Annotated in this window: 15 protein-coding genes; 7 read left to right on the top strand and 8 right to left on the bottom strand. The window is 73.4% G+C overall.

The features are described 5' to 3' along the window. Positions 1-62: 62 nt before the first annotated feature. Complete coding sequence (locus tag BJY16_RS24335) at positions 63-1,331, bottom strand: DUF1996 domain-containing protein (protein WP_185041890.1); 1,269 nt, start codon at positions 1,329-1,331, stop codon at positions 63-65. A gap of 598 nt (positions 1,332-1,929) precedes the next feature. Here BJY16_RS24335 and BJY16_RS24330 point away from each other — a divergent pair. Continuing rightward, on the top strand, positions 1,930-3,408 hold the full coding sequence (locus BJY16_RS24330) for a sensor histidine kinase (protein WP_185041889.1): 1,479 nt from the start codon (positions 1,930-1,932) through the stop codon (positions 3,406-3,408). Positions 3,409-3,502: 94 nt separating this feature from the next. Here BJY16_RS24330 and BJY16_RS24325 read toward each other — a convergent pair whose 3' ends face one another. Further along, positions 3,503-4,819 carry a hypothetical protein gene (locus BJY16_RS24325; protein ID WP_185041888.1) on the bottom strand — a complete coding sequence of 439 codons (1,317 nt, stop codon included), beginning with the start codon at positions 4,817-4,819 and terminating at the stop codon, positions 3,503-3,505. Between the two features lie 32 nt (positions 4,820-4,851). On the opposite strand from BJY16_RS24325, the gene BJY16_RS24320 reads away from it, so the two are divergent. Continuing rightward, the gene (locus BJY16_RS24320) at positions 4,852-5,406 is read left to right on the top strand and encodes an alpha/beta fold hydrolase (protein WP_185041887.1); all 555 of its coding nucleotides are present in this window, start codon (positions 4,852-4,854) and stop codon (positions 5,404-5,406) included. A 9-nt stretch (positions 5,407-5,415) separates the two neighbouring features. After that, complete coding sequence (locus tag BJY16_RS24315; RefSeq protein WP_239177957.1) at positions 5,416-6,219, top strand: AraC family transcriptional regulator; 804 nt, start codon at positions 5,416-5,418, stop codon at positions 6,217-6,219. Positions 6,220-6,291: 72 nt separating this feature from the next. Here BJY16_RS24315 and BJY16_RS24310 read toward each other — a convergent pair whose 3' ends face one another. From BJY16_RS24310 to BJY16_RS24295, 4 genes are all read right to left on the bottom strand, one after another. After that, on the bottom strand, positions 6,292-7,302 hold the full coding sequence (locus BJY16_RS24310) for an alpha/beta hydrolase (RefSeq protein ID WP_185041886.1): 1,011 nt from the start codon (positions 7,300-7,302) through the stop codon (positions 6,292-6,294). Beyond that, complete coding sequence (locus BJY16_RS24305; protein ID WP_185041885.1) at positions 7,299-7,955, bottom strand: hypothetical protein; 657 nt, start codon at positions 7,953-7,955, stop codon at positions 7,299-7,301. The genes BJY16_RS24310 and BJY16_RS24305 overlap by 4 nt, the downstream gene beginning before the upstream one ends. After that, entirely contained in the window at positions 7,952-9,664 is a 1,713-nt protein-coding gene (locus BJY16_RS24300) for a phosphatidylglycerol lysyltransferase domain-containing protein (protein ID WP_239177958.1), read from the bottom strand. Before BJY16_RS24300 ends, BJY16_RS24305 begins: the two co-directional genes overlap by 4 nt. 141 nt (positions 9,665-9,805) lie before the next feature. Further along, positions 9,806-10,474, bottom strand: a complete 669-nt coding sequence (locus BJY16_RS24295) for an NUDIX hydrolase (RefSeq protein WP_185041883.1) — start codon at positions 10,472-10,474, stop codon at positions 9,806-9,808. A 62-nt stretch (positions 10,475-10,536) separates the two neighbouring features. On the opposite strand from BJY16_RS24295, the gene BJY16_RS24290 reads away from it, so the two are divergent. The 4 genes from BJY16_RS24290 (at position 10,537) to BJY16_RS24275 (ending at position 13,974) form a co-directional block, all read left to right on the top strand. Next, a complete protein-coding gene (locus BJY16_RS24290) occupies positions 10,537-11,559 on the top strand; it encodes an SPFH domain-containing protein (protein ID WP_185041882.1) in 1,023 nt (340 codons plus the stop codon). Next, positions 11,556-12,437: an NAD(+)/NADH kinase gene (locus tag BJY16_RS24285; RefSeq protein WP_185041881.1), complete on the top strand. Its 882-nt coding sequence runs from the start codon at positions 11,556-11,558 to the stop codon at positions 12,435-12,437. Before BJY16_RS24290 ends, BJY16_RS24285 begins: the two co-directional genes overlap by 4 nt. Before the next feature lie 33 nt (positions 12,438-12,470). Then, on the top strand, positions 12,471-12,848 hold the full coding sequence (locus BJY16_RS24280; protein ID WP_185041880.1) for a hypothetical protein: 378 nt from the start codon (positions 12,471-12,473) through the stop codon (positions 12,846-12,848). A gap of 67 nt (positions 12,849-12,915) precedes the next feature. After that, on the top strand, positions 12,916-13,974 hold the full coding sequence (locus BJY16_RS24275; RefSeq protein WP_239177959.1) for a M15 family metallopeptidase: 1,059 nt from the start codon (positions 12,916-12,918) through the stop codon (positions 13,972-13,974). 131 nt (positions 13,975-14,105) lie between these two features. On the opposite strand, the gene BJY16_RS24270 is transcribed toward BJY16_RS24275, so the two are convergent. Beyond that, positions 14,106-14,603 (bottom strand): hypothetical protein, encoded by a 498-nt coding sequence (locus tag BJY16_RS24270; RefSeq protein ID WP_185041879.1) that lies wholly within the window; start codon positions 14,601-14,603, stop codon positions 14,106-14,108. Positions 14,604-14,710: 107 nt separating this feature from the next. Beyond that, complete coding sequence (locus BJY16_RS24265) at positions 14,711-15,757, bottom strand: tetratricopeptide repeat protein (protein WP_185041878.1); 1,047 nt, start codon at positions 15,755-15,757, stop codon at positions 14,711-14,713. Between the last annotated feature and the right edge of the window lie 27 nt (positions 15,758-15,784).

Genomic DNA, 15,784 nt, shown 5'->3' with positions numbered 1-15,784 from the left:
CCCGCCGCGGGACCCCCGCCCCAGGGCCTTACGACCCCGGGACGGGGGCTGATCCGCAACGGTCAGGGACGGCCGTCGACGCCGCACTTGACGATGATCCGGATGCAGTCGTTGACCCGCCGGGCCAGCTCGTCGACCGGCCAGGCGTTGAAGAAGTCGCCGTGCATCGTGTAGCCGCGGCCGGACGCCAGCCGCAGCCGGGCCGGGTCGCCGTTGACCGGGTAGCGCATCACCTGGCGCAGCTTCGGCACGACCACCGGGTGGCTGGCCGGGCAGGCGTTGCCGACCGGGTACGCCATGTGACTCTTGTGGTCGGCCGAGTCCAGGTTCCGCCCGTCCCAGCAGTGCGGGAAGTCGAGGTACGACTCCAGCATCGACCCGGCCGGGCAGTTCACGAAGTCGCTGGACGGGTTGACCTCGCCGTGGTGCAGGCAGGACCAGCGGGCGATGGTGTTGTCGGCCGGACCGGTCGCCTTCGCGTTGCCGGCCACCACCCGCAGCCCGAGCGGGAACGGCTGGGTCTGCGCGATCAGCGCGTCCGAGACCCCCTCACCCAGGTAGTAGAAGATCCCGGTGGTCGGCTCGACCGGCACGTTGTCCTGGTACAGCGTGGGGATCCAGTAGGACGACTTGTCGATCGACGGGTTGCAGTTGCTGTTCGCGTTGAGCAGGTCGGTGACCGTGGTCGACGCGTTGGTCACCTCGCTGCCGAAGAAGCTGTGCATGTGCGAGGCGCCGGGCAGGTTCGGGAACACGATCGGGTCGTCCGGCAGCCGATGGGTGAACGGGCAGTCGGCGAGGAACTCGGCGACCCGGACCGCGCCCGGCGGGATGGTCGGCGTGCCGGTGCCGCCGCCCCCGGAGCCGAAGACCTGGAACTCGGTGAGCGAGACACCCCACTGGGTGGCCCGGACCGTGGTGGTCAGCCGGACGTAGCGGCCGGTGCCGCTGACCGACAGCGTCTGCCGGCCGCCGGCGCCGCTCGTGGTGCTGTAGAGGGTGGTCCAGGAGCTGCCGTTCGCCGAGCTCTGCAGGGTGAACGACTTCGCGTAGGCGGCCTCCCAGTCGATCGTGACCGAGGTGATCGTGGCGCTCGCGCCGAGATCGACCTGCAGCCACTGCGGATCGCTGAACGCGCTGGACCAGCGGGTGCCGACGTTGCCGTCGACGGCGTTCGCGGCCGGGAAGGCGGCCGACTCGGTGGACGAGGCGGTCACGCTCTTGCCCTGCGAGAGCAGGGTGTCGGCGGCGCTGGCCGCGGTGGCGGCGACCAGCACGTAGGTGGCCAGCACGGCGCCGAGGACGCCGGCCAGCAGGGGACTTTTTCGCATGGTTGACGAGCCTTTCCAGCCACGGAGGACGGAGGGGTGTCGAGAAAGCGCTCTCTCGCCGCCACTGTGAACGCGCGGTTAACCGATGTCAATGCGCCGAAACCGGTACCGGCGCCGTAACCGCAGCTCAGCGAGCTGTCCCCCGGACGGTTCCGGAACCTGCCGCCGAAAACTCGGCGCAACAACCACCCCCGCTGCCGCGACACCGCCTACTTCCTTGCGGATCTGATTTCTCTGGTACGACCGGGTGTCCCGTGGCAGTCGGCACGCGAGGCCCAGCCCACTCCGGACCGCAGCGCGCGTCGTGCGGGTCCGCCGAGACAACGCGAGGCCGCGCACCCTCGGGACCGCAGCGCGGCGCACGGTTCCCGGCTGGCTCTCCCGGGTGTCTCGGCGGCGCCGAGACACCCGGGAGGCACAGCCTGCCCGCACGACACGCGCTGCGGTCGTGCGGGGACGCGGCCTCGCGTGCCGACCGGCACGGGACTCCGAGTCGTACCAGAAAAGGTTCGAGAGCAAGGGGAGAGACTGCCTGGCGCCGGGAGCCGCGGACGTGGCCGAGCGAGCCGACGATCTCCGCATCCTCTACCGTGCCGATGTGACGAAGACGCGGTGGACGACGCAGCAGTGGTTCGCGGCGGTGCTGGTGGCGATGGTGGTGCTCATCCTGGGGGCGGCGGCCTTCGGGGCGCAGGCGCTGAACCGGACCACGCAGGTGTCGAACCGGCTCAACGACCGGATCTCGCCGGCCCGGACCGCCGTCGTGCAGCTCGGCGACGCGTTGCGCAATCAGGACACCGCGCTGCGCGGCTACCTGCTCAGCGGCGCGCCGCAGTTGCTCGACCTCTACCGGCAGAGCGTCACCGAGGAGGCGACCGCCGCCGCCGCCCTGCGCGACGTCCTCGCCGGGGAGGCCGGGCCGCTCGCCGACCTGGCCGCCATCGAGGACGAGGCCGCGCGCTGGCGGACCGGGATCGCCGAGCCGGCCCTGCGGACCCGGGACCGGGACGTGAGCACCGCCGCGTTCGACCCGGTCCGCGGCCGCCTCGCCACCCTCGACCAGCGGCTGTCCACCGCGCGGCAGGAGGGCCGGGCCGCGCTCGGCGAGGCCCGCGAGCTGCGCAACACCGTCTTCCTGGCCGCGGTCGGCGCGCTGCTGCTGCTGATCGTGGTGATCGCGGTGCTGCTACGTACCACCGTGGTGCAGCCGCTGCACCGGCTCGGCGCGGCGGCCCGCCGCGTCGCCGACGGGGACTTCACCCACGAGCTGGCCCCGGACGGGCCGATCGAGGTGACCCAGCTCGGCCGGGACGTGGAGGCGATGCGGCGCCGGCTGGTCGACGCGCTGACCGTCACCCAGCAGGCCCGCGACGACCTGGAGCAGCGCGAGGCGGAGCTGCGCCGGTCCAACGCCGACCTGGAGCAGTTCGCCTACGTCGCCTCGCACGACCTGCAGGAGCCGCTGCGCAAGGTGGCCTCGTTCTGCCAGATGCTGGAGCGCCGGTACGCCGCCGCCCTCGACGAGCGGGGCAAGCAGTACATCGGGTTCGCGGTGGACGGCGCCACCCGGATGCAGCGGCTGATCAACGATCTGCTGACCTTCTCCCGGATCGGCCGGCTCTACGACGACGAGCGGCCGGTCGACCTCAACGACATCGTCGACCGGGTCGAGGATTCGCTCGCGGTCAGCATCGGGGAGACCGGGGCGCGGATCGTCCGGCCGCGGCTGCCGGTGGTGGCCGGCGACGCCACGCTGCTGACCATGCTGTGGCAGAACCTGCTCGGCAACGCGATCAAGTTCCGCCGCCCGGACGAGCCGCCGGTCGTCGAGATCACCGCCGCCGCCGACGGCGCGAGCTGGGCGTTCACCGTGAGCGACAACGGGATCGGGATCGACCCGGAGTTCGCCGACAAGATCTTCGTGATCTTCCAGCGGCTGCATCCGCGCGACCGCTACGACGGGACCGGGATCGGCCTGGCGGTGTGCAAGAAGGTGGTCGAGCACCACGGGGGCGAGATCGCCCTGGACCCGGCGTACCGGAAGGGTGCCCGGTTCACCTTCAGCCTCCCCGCCTGAACCGTCGCCGTCGCCGTCGGCGGATCGGGCTGGGCGGGCGGCCCGGCCGCCGTCGCGGCCGGGGCCGACCCGCGGGTCTGCTGGTCATCACCGGTCAGAAGCTGCTCTGCGAGAGGATCTCGTTGACCACCTTCTGCACCACGGCCTTCTTCGCGGTGAGCGCCTCGGCCTGCACGCCGACCTGGAACTTGCGGCCGGACGCCGGGTCGGTGAAGAAGTGGCTGAGCTTCAGCTCGTACTTGCCGTTCAGGTTGGTGGCGAGCTGCCGGAAACGGGTGTTGCCGCCGGCCTTGCGGATGCCGGGGGCGTCGCCGAGCCACTGCGTGACCAGCCGGGCCTTGTCGGCGGCGGCGCAGGTGCCCGGGCAGGCGCGCAGCACGACGCCGGTGCGTTCGCCGCCGGTCCGGTCGCGCTCGTCGACGCAGAGCCAGGCCTGCGCCTCCGGCAGGTCGGTGCGGGCCGCGCGGCAGCCCCAGGTGTCCGGCGCGCGGAAGGCGAACGGCCAGCCCCCGAACGCCATGGTGAACGTCTGGTCGCCGGCGCCGAACGTCGCGCCCACCACGGTGCGGGTTTCGGCGTCCGGACGCAGCTCCGGCTTCGCGCCGTTCTTGTCGCCGCCCGCGCCCGGGAAGGTCGGCACCGCCGGGCCGGTCGGGTCGACCGGGAACGCGGGCGCGGTGAAGGTCGGCGGCGTCGCCGGCCGGGCCGGCGGGCCCAGCGGCAGCGCCCGGTTCTGCGCGGCGGCGATGCCGGAGCCGAGCGCCAGCACCAGCAGCACGAGCGAGAGCAGGACGGCGGCGACCAGGCCCGGATACTTCTGCGGCGGGCCGCCGAACGCGCCGCGCAGGAACACGATCACCGGGGCGCGGTACTCCAGCGAGATCGTCTCGCCGGGCGCGACGCTGACCGGCAGATCGGCTTTGCCGATCCGGCGCGGGATCAGGTACGGCACGTGGGCGTGCAGGTAGTGCGGACCCGGACTGACCGGTACGACGATCCGGCGCCGCCAGCCGGCCTGGATCGGCTGGTTGTCGATGGTGAGCACCGGGGTGAAGACGCCGAGCAGGAAGGCGATCGGGGCGTACCGCATGGTGATCGCGATCGCCGAGCCGGCGGCCGGCTGGTACCCGGGCTGCGGCCCGCCGTAGTAGCCGGGCTGGACGACCGGCTGCGGATCCCACCGCGGCGGCGCCGGCGCCGGGTCATTCCACACCGGAGCCGCGGGCGGCGCCGGGTGCTCCCACACCGGGACGGCGGTCGGCGCCGGGTGCTCCCACACCGGGACGGCGGTCGGCGCCGGGTGCTCCCACACCGGGGCGGACGCCCGCGCCGGTCGAGGCGGATTCCACGGAGCCGCCGGCATCGCCGGTTGCGGCTCATCCCACGACGGGTACTGCGGCCCCTGGCTCATCTGCTCTCTCCCCCTGACGACCTGTCTCGCCGGTGGATACACCCCCGGACACCGATCCGGTTCGATCCGCCCGGCGAAAGCTCGTCCGGACATTTCTCCAAGACCGGCGGGCGGCCGGCTGTGCAGGCTGGCGGCATGACCGAGCACGGCATGCACGTCGTCCACGACGGCCCGCGGCAGGCCCCGCCGCTGCTGCTGATCCATGGATCGGGTGCGTCCGGCGCCTCCTGGGGCCGGTCCGCAAGGGGGTCAACGCGACCGCCGCCCGCCCGGTCGAGGTGCCGGACGACATGGTCGCCGGGATTCGCGGGATCAGTTACCGCACCATGCGTCAGGTGCTCCGGGCCAACCTCACCTGGCTGGCCGACCGCAGCGTTCCGGACCGGCTGAGCCGGCTCGGCGTCCCGGTCCTGGCGATCTGCGGCGGCGCCGACCGCAAGTGGGATCCGGCCTCGGCCCGCCAGTACGAGCGGATCCCGGACGCCCGGGTCGAGGTCCTGCCGGACGTCGGCCACGTGCCGATCCTGGAAGCCCCGGAGATCACCAGCGGGTTGCTCCTCGACTTCGCGCTCGCCACCCGGTCCTAGGCTGGCCGGGTGCGGTTCGATGCGACCGAGGTGGAGATCGCGGTCCCGGCCCGGCGGCTGCCGGCGGTCCGGATGGCCGGGTTCCGCCAGCGCGCCCCGGTGCGGCGGGACATCGGCATGATCGCTCATCCGGCGGTCACCCTGCTGATCGATCTCAGCCAGGATGCCAGTCTGAGCTTCGACGTGAACGGTGCGGCCCGGCGCGGCAGCGTCGTGGTCGGACTCCTTCCCGGTGAGTTGCACGCCACCGGCCTGGCCCGGGTGGACTGCCTGCAGATCCGCCTCGAGCCGGTCGCCGCGGCCGCCGTCCTCGGCCCGGCGGCCGAGCTCACCGGCGCGGTTGTCGCGCTCGACGAGATCTGGGGCGCGGAGGCGGTCCGGGTCGAGGACCGGTTGCGGGCGGCCACCTCCTGGGACGACCGGTTCGCCCTCGCGGCGGAGCTGGTCACCCGCCGGGCGGCCGCCCGGCGGGTCGATCCGGAGGTGGCCCACGCCTGGCGACGGACCCTGGGCGCCCGGGGCCGGCTGCGGGTGGCGGGGCTGGCCGACGAGGTCGGCTGGAGCCGGCAGCGGCTGTGGTCCCGGTTCCGCGCCCAACTCGGGATCACCCCGAAACACGCCGCCCGGCTGATCCGGTTCGACCACGCCGCCCACCTGCTCGCGGCCGGGCACCCGCCGGCCGGGGTGGCGGCCGAGGGCGGCTACACCGATCAGTCGCACCTGCACCGGGAGGTGCTCGCGTTCACCGGGCTCAGCCCGGCCGGGGTGGCCGCCGCGCCCTGGCTGTCCTTCGACGACGTGGCCTGGCCATGACACCCGTGGCCGCCGGCTCGGCCCGCTGATCGGGCACACCCGGCCGGCCTGCCCGGCCCGCTCGACGCGTGATCAGGGGGCCGGGCGGGCCAGGTGGGCGGAGAGCCAGTCGAAGGCGGGTGCCTCCATCTCCTGCCACGTAGCGTGGCTGTGCCCGCCTTTCGGAACGATCGCCGTGGTCACCGTCAGCGGCGCCCGCGCCAGGCGGACCACGTCCCGGGAGCCTCGGCTGGCGCCGTGGTCGTCGGCGGCCCAGCCGATCCAGAGCGCGATCGGCGGCTGCGGCAGATGGGCGAGCCGCCACGCGATGTTGTTCGTGGTCTTCTCGCTGTGGTCGCCCACCTTGATGCCGGGGTCGGCGAAACCGGACAGGCTGGCCGCCGCGGTGTAGCGGTCCGGATGCTTGAGCGCCAGGTTCATCGCGCAGAACGCGCCGGCCGAATAGCCGATCAACCCCCAGGCCGCGGCGTCGGTGCGGATCCGCAGATGGGTGCGGGCCCAGTCCGGTACGTCCACCGTCAGGTACGTCTCGGCCTGCGCCCCGCCCACCAGGTTCGTGCACTCGGTGTCCAGCAACCGGTCCGGCGTCTGGCGCGGCAGCAGCACGACGGTCGGCGCCATCCGCCCGGCCGTGATCTCCCGGTCCAGGTGGTCGACGATGTCCAGCCGCCGCACCCACGACTCGGGCGTGCCGGGATAGCCGTGCAGCGCCTCGATCACCGGGAACCGCAACCGCGCGCCCTCCGGGGTGAAGTAGGCGGCCGGCAGGTAGACCATCATCGCCTGGTTCATCCCGCTGGCCGGGCCCGGCACCCGGTAGGTCTCCAGCCGGCCGTGACCGGGCAGCACCGTCCGCGGTGCCGCCTCCGGGCTGGACCCGGCCAGCTCAGCCCAGCTCGGATAGGTCTCGGTGAGCCGGTTCAGCTCGAGCAGCGACGCCGCGGTGACGCTCAGCAGCACGGCCGCGACCAGCGCGACCCGGGCGAGCACCCGGATCCGGGGCCAGAGCAGCGCCAGCAGCACGGTGATCGCCACCACGAGCAGCACGGCGAGGAGCACCGTCGCGGTGCCGTCGATGCTCATGAGGGCAGCCTCTGCGGGGCGGCCAGCGGCGCCGGCAACCCGCGCACCGCCTGATCGATCCCGGTCGCCACGGCCGGGTGGCCGGGCCAGGCAGCGGCCAGCGCGTGCCAGCGCGGCCCGGCCACGACCGCCAGCGCGTCGGCGCTGCGGGCGTCGCGGGCGACCGCGGCGCGCAGCGTCCCGAGCGAGGCGGCGGTGGTGGCCCGGGTCGGCGCGAGGACCACGGTCAGCACGCCGGCCGGCCGGGTGCCGGGGTCGTCGCCGAGCACCACGAGCAGCGGAAACGTGCGATCCGGCTGTTCTGCGTAGTCGGGCGGGGCGAGCAGCAGCGGCGGCCGGGCCAGGTGCCAGGCGGCCGCCTCGGCCGGTTTCCAGGCGACCGCGGTGGCGCCGGCCAGTCGCGGGTCCAGGCGGCCGGCCGCGGTCTCGGTGACCGCGGCGACCTGGGACGCGCCGGTCAGCGACTCCCAGGTCGGATAGAACCGCTGCGACCGGTTGACCCAGAGGCCGATCGCGGCGACGGCCAGGATCTCGACGGCGAGCAGGCCGGCGATCCGGACCGGAAGCCGCCGCCAGCCGCGCACCGTGGCCGCCATCGTGCCCACCGCCGCCGTCGCCACCAGCAGGAACAGCGGGATGCCGGTGAGCCTCACCGGGCGTCGTCGGCGCGGGCCGGCAGGAACGCCTCGGCGCGGAGCGCGGCGACCGCGATCCGCGGCAGGTCGCGGGCCGACGGGAAGCACAGGAAGCGCGGCTGCCAGTCCGGCTGGTACTTCGCGTTGGCCCGGTAGAGCGACTCGATCTGCCACAGCCGGGAGGCGGCGCGCAGGATCCGGCACCAGAGCCGGATCACCGGGCCGGCGCCCAGTTCCTCGGCGCGGGCGAAGACCGAGCGGAGCACCGCGAAGTTCAGCGAGATGCGGTCGACGCCGAAGCCGGGGGCGGCCTCGATCGCCGAGACCACCATCAGCTCGGTGAGACCGTTCGGCGCGGTCCGGTCGCCGCGCATCAGGTCGAGGGAGAGGCCACGCCGGCCCCACGGCACGAAGTGCAGCACGCCGCGCAGCGCCTGCTCCTCGTCGCGGCACAGCACCAGCAGGCAGTCGCCGTCGGCCGGGTCGCCGAGCCGGGACAGCGCCATCGAGAAGCCACGCTCCACCTTGCCGTCGCGCAACGCGTTCGCGCACGCCACCGCCTCGGCGAGGGTGTCGGCCGGCAGGTCGCGCTGGCGGACCACCTGGCAGGTGTAGCCGGCCCGGCGCATCCGGGCGACCGCCTGCCGCACGCCGCGCATCGGCCGCCCGGTCAGCGCGAAGCCGGCCACGTCGACGATCGCCTCGTCGCCCAGCTCGATGCAGTCCAGCCCGGCCTTCTGGAAGGCGCGGCCGCCCTGGGTGCCGCAGGCCAGCACGGCCGGCGTCCAGCCGTGCGCGGCGCAGTCGGTCAGCCACTGCCCGATCGCCCGCGGCCACTCCGACGGCAGGCCGAGCGGGTCACCGGAGGCCAGGCTCACCCCGTTGACCACCCGGTAGGCCACCGCGGCGCGGCCGGACGGGGCCCAGACCAGCTGCTTGTCGCTGCGCAGCGCGAAATAGCCGAGCGAGTCGCCGTCGCCGTGCTTGTCCAGCACCTCGCGGAGCCGGGCCTGGCCGGCCGCGCCGTCGCAGCGGCCGCCGGTGCTCGGGCGCAGCAGCAGGAGACCGCCGGCGCCGAAGGCGAGCAGCCCGAACGCGCCGGTGGTGATCGACACGGTGAGCCCGCCGATCGGGGAGACGAAGTGGACCGGGCCGGTGACCCCGATCAGGCCGAGCGCGGCATGGCCGGCCCAGCTCAGCACGCCGGGCCGGCCCTCCAGGTGGTTGACCCGGACGGCGATCTCGGCGAACCCGAGGACGAACCCGGCGCTCAGGAACGTGGCGCAGGCCCGGAACGCCCGCAGCCGGTGACGCGGGGCGCCGTCCGCGGTGAACTCGTCGCGCTTGGCGACCAGCAGGGCGACGATCGCGCCGGCGAAGACCATCGGCACCAGGCCACCCTTGACCAGGTGCAGCGCCACCCCGATCAGGGACAGCAGCAGGGCCAGCTGCCAGGCGCGACGCTTGCCGCGGCGCAGGCCGGCGCCCAGGTAGACCAGGAGCACGCCGACCACGGCGGAGGCGACCCGGGCGGTGAGCAGCCCGGCGGTCGGCACCATGTCGGCGAGCAGCCCGAACCGGTGGTGGTGCGGCGGGAGCACCGAGAAGACGGCGCTGGCCGCGCCGACGAACTGGACCAGGCGGGCGACGACGCGGCGCGAGGACGGTGGCCGCTCCCACCGGGGCTGCACCTCGTCCCGGACCTCGGCCGCACGCTCCGTCAGCACCGTCATCTCCCTGTCTCCCCCCGGTTGAATCGCATCGTGGAGCCTGTCGCACCGGCGGCGCCACCGACATCTGCCGATGGTCGGACATCAGGTCCACCCCTACGACTTTCGGCTATGACTTTTGGACGATGCGATCGGCGCTCAGGGGCGCAGGAGTGGCGGATGCAACAGCGTGGCCGGTCCCCGGCGGTAGAGCTGGGCCGGGCGGCCACGGTCGCGGGTGACACTGTGGCCGGTCGGCTCGATGAAGTCCTCGGCGGTGGTCACCTTGCGGTGGAAGTTGCGCGGGTCGAGGGTGGTCCGCCAGACCGTCTCGTAGACCGCGCGCAGCTCGGCGACGGTGAACTCGGGCGGGCAGAAGGCGGTGGCCAGCGGCGTGTACTCCAGCTTGGCGCGGGCCCGCTCGACGCCGTCGGCCAGGATCCGGTCGTGGTCGAAGGCCAGGCCGCGCTGGTCGACCGGGCGCCAGTCGGCGTGCGCGGCGTCGCTGCCGGCGACCGGCGCCGGCAGGTCCGGCAGCAGCGCCAGGTAGGCGGTGGTGACCACCCGGCCGCGCGGGTCCCGCCCCGGCGTGCCGTAGGTGGCGAGCTGCTCCAGGTGCCCGGCCGACGGGTCCACCCCGGTCTCCTCGCGCAGCTCGCGGACCGCCGCCGCGTCCAGGTCCTCGTCGTCGTGGACGAAGCCGCCGGGCAGCGCCCACTGCCCCTGGAACGGCGGGATGCCCCGCCGGATCAGCAGCGCCTGGAGGCCGGCCTGCCGGATGGTCAGCAGCACCAGATCGACGGTGATCGCCGCCATGTTTAGCGTCATGTTGACGATAATACCCCGGAGGCTTTATCGTCATGATGACGAAAACGAGGAAGGACCCCCCGATGGCCGACATCAAACGCCGCCTGCACCTGCGTCACCTGCGCTCCGCCCCGACGAGCTGGGTCAGCCACACCGTCCAGGGCAAGGCGAAGCGCGCCGGCACCGGCCTCGCGTTCTGGTACCGGCCGCTGACCGCGGTCCTCTCCGAGGTGCCGGTCGACGACCGGGAGCTGCCGCTGCTGTTCCACGCCCGCACCGAGGACTTCGCCGACGTGACCGTGCAGGCCACGGTGACCTACCGGTTCAGCGACCCGGCCGCGGCCGCGTCCCGGCTGGACTTCTCGATCGATCCCTACCAGGGCCGCTGGAACAGCCAGCCGCTCGACCAGGTCGCCACGCTGCTCGCCGAGCTGGCCCAGCAGCCCGCTCTGGACGTGCTCGCCCGGCTGCCCCTGGCCGAGGCGCTGACCACCGGGATCGCCCCGGTCCGGCAGTCGGTCGCGGACGCCCTGGCCACCGATCCGCGGCTGGCCGAGACCGGGGTGACCGTGGTCAGCGCCCGGGTGGTGGCGCTGCGGCCGGAGCCGGAGCTGGAGCGGGCGCTGCAGACCCCGACCCGGGAGAAGGTGCAGCAGGACGCCGACCGGGCCACCTACGCCCGGCGGGCGCACGCGGTGCAGCAGGAGCGGTCGATCGCCGAGAACGAGCTGCAGAGCAAGATCGAGCTGGCCCGCCAGGAGCAGCACCTGGTCGAGCAGCACGGCGCGAACGCCCGCCGGGGCGCCGAGCTGGACGCCGAGTCGCAGCTGGTCGCGGCCCAGGGCGAGGCCGAGCGGGAGCGGCTCGCGGCGAGCGCGGCGGCCGACGCCGAGCGGCTGCGCGACGAGGCCCGCGCGGCCGGCGCCCGGGTGGTCGGCCTGGCCGAGGCGGAGACCGAGGCGGCCCGGCTGGCGGCGTACCGGGACCTGCCGGCCGAGGTGCTGCAGGCGCTCGCACTGCGCGAGCTGGCCACGCACCTGCCGGCGATCAAGGAGCTCACCGTCACCCCTGACCTGCTCACCAAGCTGATCGGACGGATCGGATGAGCTCGCTCAGCCCCCGCGTGGTGGTCGTGTCGCGGCGCAGCGAGCTGGACGAGCTGCTCGCCCGGCACGGCACCCGGGGCGCCGCCGCCTACTTCCTCAAGCAGCGCGGGCGCGACCTGGACGAGGTCACCGCGCGGCACGAGGCGCTGCGGGCCGCGCTGGTCGAGGTGGGCGGCGCGGTCCCGGCCGACTGGCGGCGCGGCCACGTCGAGCGAGCGGATCTGCCCCGTTTCCTGTTCGCGCCGGAGGACATCGTGGTGGCCGTCGGCCAGGACGGCCTGGTGGCGAACGTGGCGAAGTACCTGGACGGCCAGCCGGTGATCGGCGTCGACCCGGAGCCCGGGCGGAACCCGGGTGTGCTGGTCCGGCACTCCCCTGCCGCGGTCGGCGGCCTGCTGCGCAAGGGTTTCCCCCGGCAGGACCGGACGATGGTGGTGGCCCGGCTCGACGACGGGCAGGAGCTGTTCGGCCTCAACGAGATCTATATCGGACACGCCGGTCACCAGTCGGCGCGGTACGTGATCGGTGTGCCGGACGGCGGGCGGGAGCGGCAGTCGTCCTCCGGCGTGATCGTCGGGACCGGCACCGGGGCGACCGGGTGGTGCGCGTCGATCGCCCGGGACCGGGTCGGCGCACCACCCCTGCCCGGGCCGGACGAGGCGGCGCTGTGCTGGTTCGTCCGGGAGGCCTGGCCGTCCCCGGCCACCGGGGTCCGCAACGTGGCCGGCCGCCTGGCCCCGGGGCGGGAACTGGAGCTGACCAGCGAGAGCGAGCGTCTCGTGGTGTTCGCCGACGGCCTGGAGGCGGACGCGCTGGAGCTCTCCTGGGGCCAGCGCGTGCGCGTCGGGATCGCTGATCGAAAACTGTCGCTCGGATAGCCGATTGGGAGCGCTCCCGCTACCCTCTGCGCCATGGCCTACCTGCTGGACTTCGCGAACATCCTCGGCGGACTGCTGCTCGCCGTCCCGCTGCTGCGCCGGGTGCCGAGCGTCGGCGGCGGCCTGGAGCGGTTCGCCGACCGGGTGGCCCGCTGGTCCTGGCTGATCGGGATCGTCGCGCTGGTCGCCGCCGGCTTCTTCCTGATCGTGCATCTCTTCGACGGCCGGATCCTGCACTTCGAAGTGGTCGGGCTGGCCGTCGGCCTGCTGCTGACCTGGGAGAAGTTCACCGGCCGCCGGGCACCGGGCACGACCGGCACGAGCGAGCCGGCCGGCTGGGCGCTGGCTGTCGCGATCTTCGGAGTGATCGCCGTCGTGGTCGGTATCCAGGGTCTCTTCACGCCGAACTGACCGCTGGCAACCAAGCTGGACCCGATCGGGAACGCAACGGGGACCCGTCGGCTTTCACAGTCGCCGGGTGACGACACGACAGCGAACTCTGCAGAGCTCCGCCGCCGCGGCGATCATCGCGCTGACGGCCGCCGGTTCGGCGATCGGCATGCCCGCTCCGGCCCAGGCCGCGGCCCCCAAGGTCGCCTCGACCTGGTCCAGCCTGATGTACCGCAGCCTCACCCACGACCAGCAGCTCGCCGCGCTGCGCACCAGCCTTTCCGGACAGCAGAAGGCGGTGCGCCAGTGGGCGGCCGAGGTCACCGTGGCGACCAAGGCCGCCACCACCGCGCAGACCCGCCTGACGGCGGCCACCACCGCCGAGAAGAACGCCCGGTTGCGGCACGCCGCGGCGCGCAAGGCCCTGACCACGGCACAACAGACTTTGCGTACGGCCGGCAAGCAGAAGCCGCGCAGCAAGGCCGCCGTGACCCGGGCCACCAACGCGGTCACCGCCGCGACCAAGGCGGTCGCCACCCGCAAGCAGCAGTACCGGGTCTACGCCACCGCGCTGAGCACCGCCCGCACCGACGCGGCCACCGCCACCACCCGGGTGACCACCGCGAACGCCAAGGTCGGCGCCTACACCACGGCGGCTGCCCGGACCAAGCAGGCGATCGCCGCGCTGCCCACCGCCGCCGCCCTGGCCGGCCAGGCCGGCTCGCTCAGCCGCACGGTCGTCGACCAGGTCCGCCCGACCTTCAAGCTCGCCGACACCACCCAGGTCTACGGCGTCACGGTGAACCGCACGATCGCCTTCACCGTCAAACGGATGATCGACGACGCCAAGGCCGACGGCGTCCAGATCTCCGGCGGCGGCTTCCGCACCAAGGAACGGCAGATCGAGTTGCGTACGATCAACGGCTGCCCGGACGTGTGGACCGCCCCGGCGTCGTCCTGCCGCGTCCCGACCGCCATCCCCGGCCGCTCCCTGCACGAGCTGGGCCTGGCCATCGACATCTCGTCCGGCGGCCGGACGATCAGCAGGTCGACGCCGGCCTACAAGTGGCTGACCGTGCACGCCAAGGAGTACGGCCTGGTCAACCTCCCGTCGGAGGCGTGGCACTGGTCCATCACCGGCGGCTGACCCGCGGCGTCACTCGGGCCGGGCGTCCGGGCTGGATGGCCCGGGCGCTCGCGGTGTCACTGCCGGGGGCCCGCTGGATGTCAGCCGGGCATTGGCTGGACGCCTGCCGGGTTCTTGGTGGGCGCTGCGGGTCAGCCGGCGATGCCCGGCCTCGCCGCGGTGCGGGCGGTGGCGGTGCGGGCGACCTGGGCGCGGCCGCGGCGGGCGAAGCCGCGGTTGGCCGGGCCGGCGCTGACCGTGCGGGTGATGACCTCGCCGGCTCCGGGGCCGGAGTTGGTGCGGTTCACGGTGCGGCGCAGGCTGGGGTGCCGGGTCTCCCACGCCTCCCGGACCCGGGACGGCAGGTGCAGGTCACGCCAGACCCGGCGGAGCATCATCGGGTTGATCAGCTCCTCGATCTCGCCGCACCCGGCCGCCTCGCAGAGCACCCGCTCGTAGGCGTGCCGCAGCTGGGCCGGATCGTCCAGCTCGTAGCGGCGGCGGCTGGCATGCCCGCAGGCCATGTGATGCGGGACCTCGAGCACGCCGAGGCTGTTCCCGTGCAGGTCGTCGATCCGGTCAGGGACGGCTGGGGCCCGGTTGGCGGCGCTGCGATTCCGGCGGCCATCACGGGCGGCAACGTACGGCATGCCCCTCAGGTTAGGGCCCCCACCGGCCACGTTCTCCCCTCTCCCGGCGGCCGGTGACGCGGGTTTACCTGTGTGCCGGATGGTTTGCGGACAGCACCGCAGCGACCTCAGACGACCAATCCGGCCGCGGCGGCTCGTTGTCGCAGCCTGTCCGCCTCGACCTGGTCCAGGGTGTCGAGCGCATCCCGCAGTTCACCGGGAAGCGCCTCGGGCTGGGGACGTGATGCGACGATCAAGGCGATCGCCGACTCCACCTCCCGGTACCGGTCATCGACCGCCCGGAATCCCGTGATGGCCTCCTGATAAAGATCCCTGGCCTCGTCGGACCGGCCGGCATCGGCCATCGCGGTGGCAAGGCCGGCTGCGGTACGCGCCTCGCCGTACCGATCAGCGATCGCTCGGAACTGCTTCCGTGCCTCGGTCAGTTCGTCGATCGCGTCCCGATGATCCCCACGTTCGTTGAGCAGAGTGCCGATCCGATGATGAGCCCACGCTGTGCCCTGACGGTGCTGGAGGCTCTCGAAAAGGGACAGCGCCCGCCGTGCGTGGTCCAACGCCTGGCTGACGTTGCCGTCGGTTCGTTCCACCTCGGCAAGGTTGCTGTGCGCCCATCCTTGACCGGCCACGTCGTTCAGCGCTTGCAACAACGGCAGCGCCTCCTCGTGCACATCGCGCGCCTGCTCGTACTGGCCCAGGTACCGATAGGCGTAACCGAGGTTGTTCAGCGTCTCCGCAACACCCGGGCGGTCACCGATCTGACGTTGCAGTTCCAAGGCCCGCCGCAGGACCTCGGTCGCGGTATCGAAATCGTGGCGTTCACGGTGAACGATGCCGAGTTGGCTCAGGATCCGGGCTTCCCGGCCCCGGTCGCCGAGCTTCTGGGTCAGCCCGAGCGCGGCCTCCAGACTGCTGACGGCAGCATCGTGATGGCGACCGAGCCGTTTCACGTTCGCGGTGCTGACCAGAACGTCAGCCTGGGCCGAGTCGTCGCCCAGTTCCTGAGCGGCCTTCAGCGCCTCGCGATGGGTGTCCCTCCAGTCGTCCCAGCGACCTGCTGTTTCGAAGTAGGGCGCCAGCGCGACGGCCAGCTGCCACGTCACCGAATATGCGCCTGCGGCGAAGGACGAGTGCACCGCGGAGATCAGAACGTCCACATTCTCTGCGTACCACCGCGACGGATC

It is taken from the genome of Actinoplanes octamycinicus (assembly GCF_014205225.1).
GTDB classification, from domain to species: domain Bacteria; phylum Actinomycetota; class Actinomycetes; order Mycobacteriales; family Micromonosporaceae; genus Actinoplanes; species Actinoplanes octamycinicus.
This window is presented reverse-complemented; position numbering and strand designations above follow the sequence as displayed.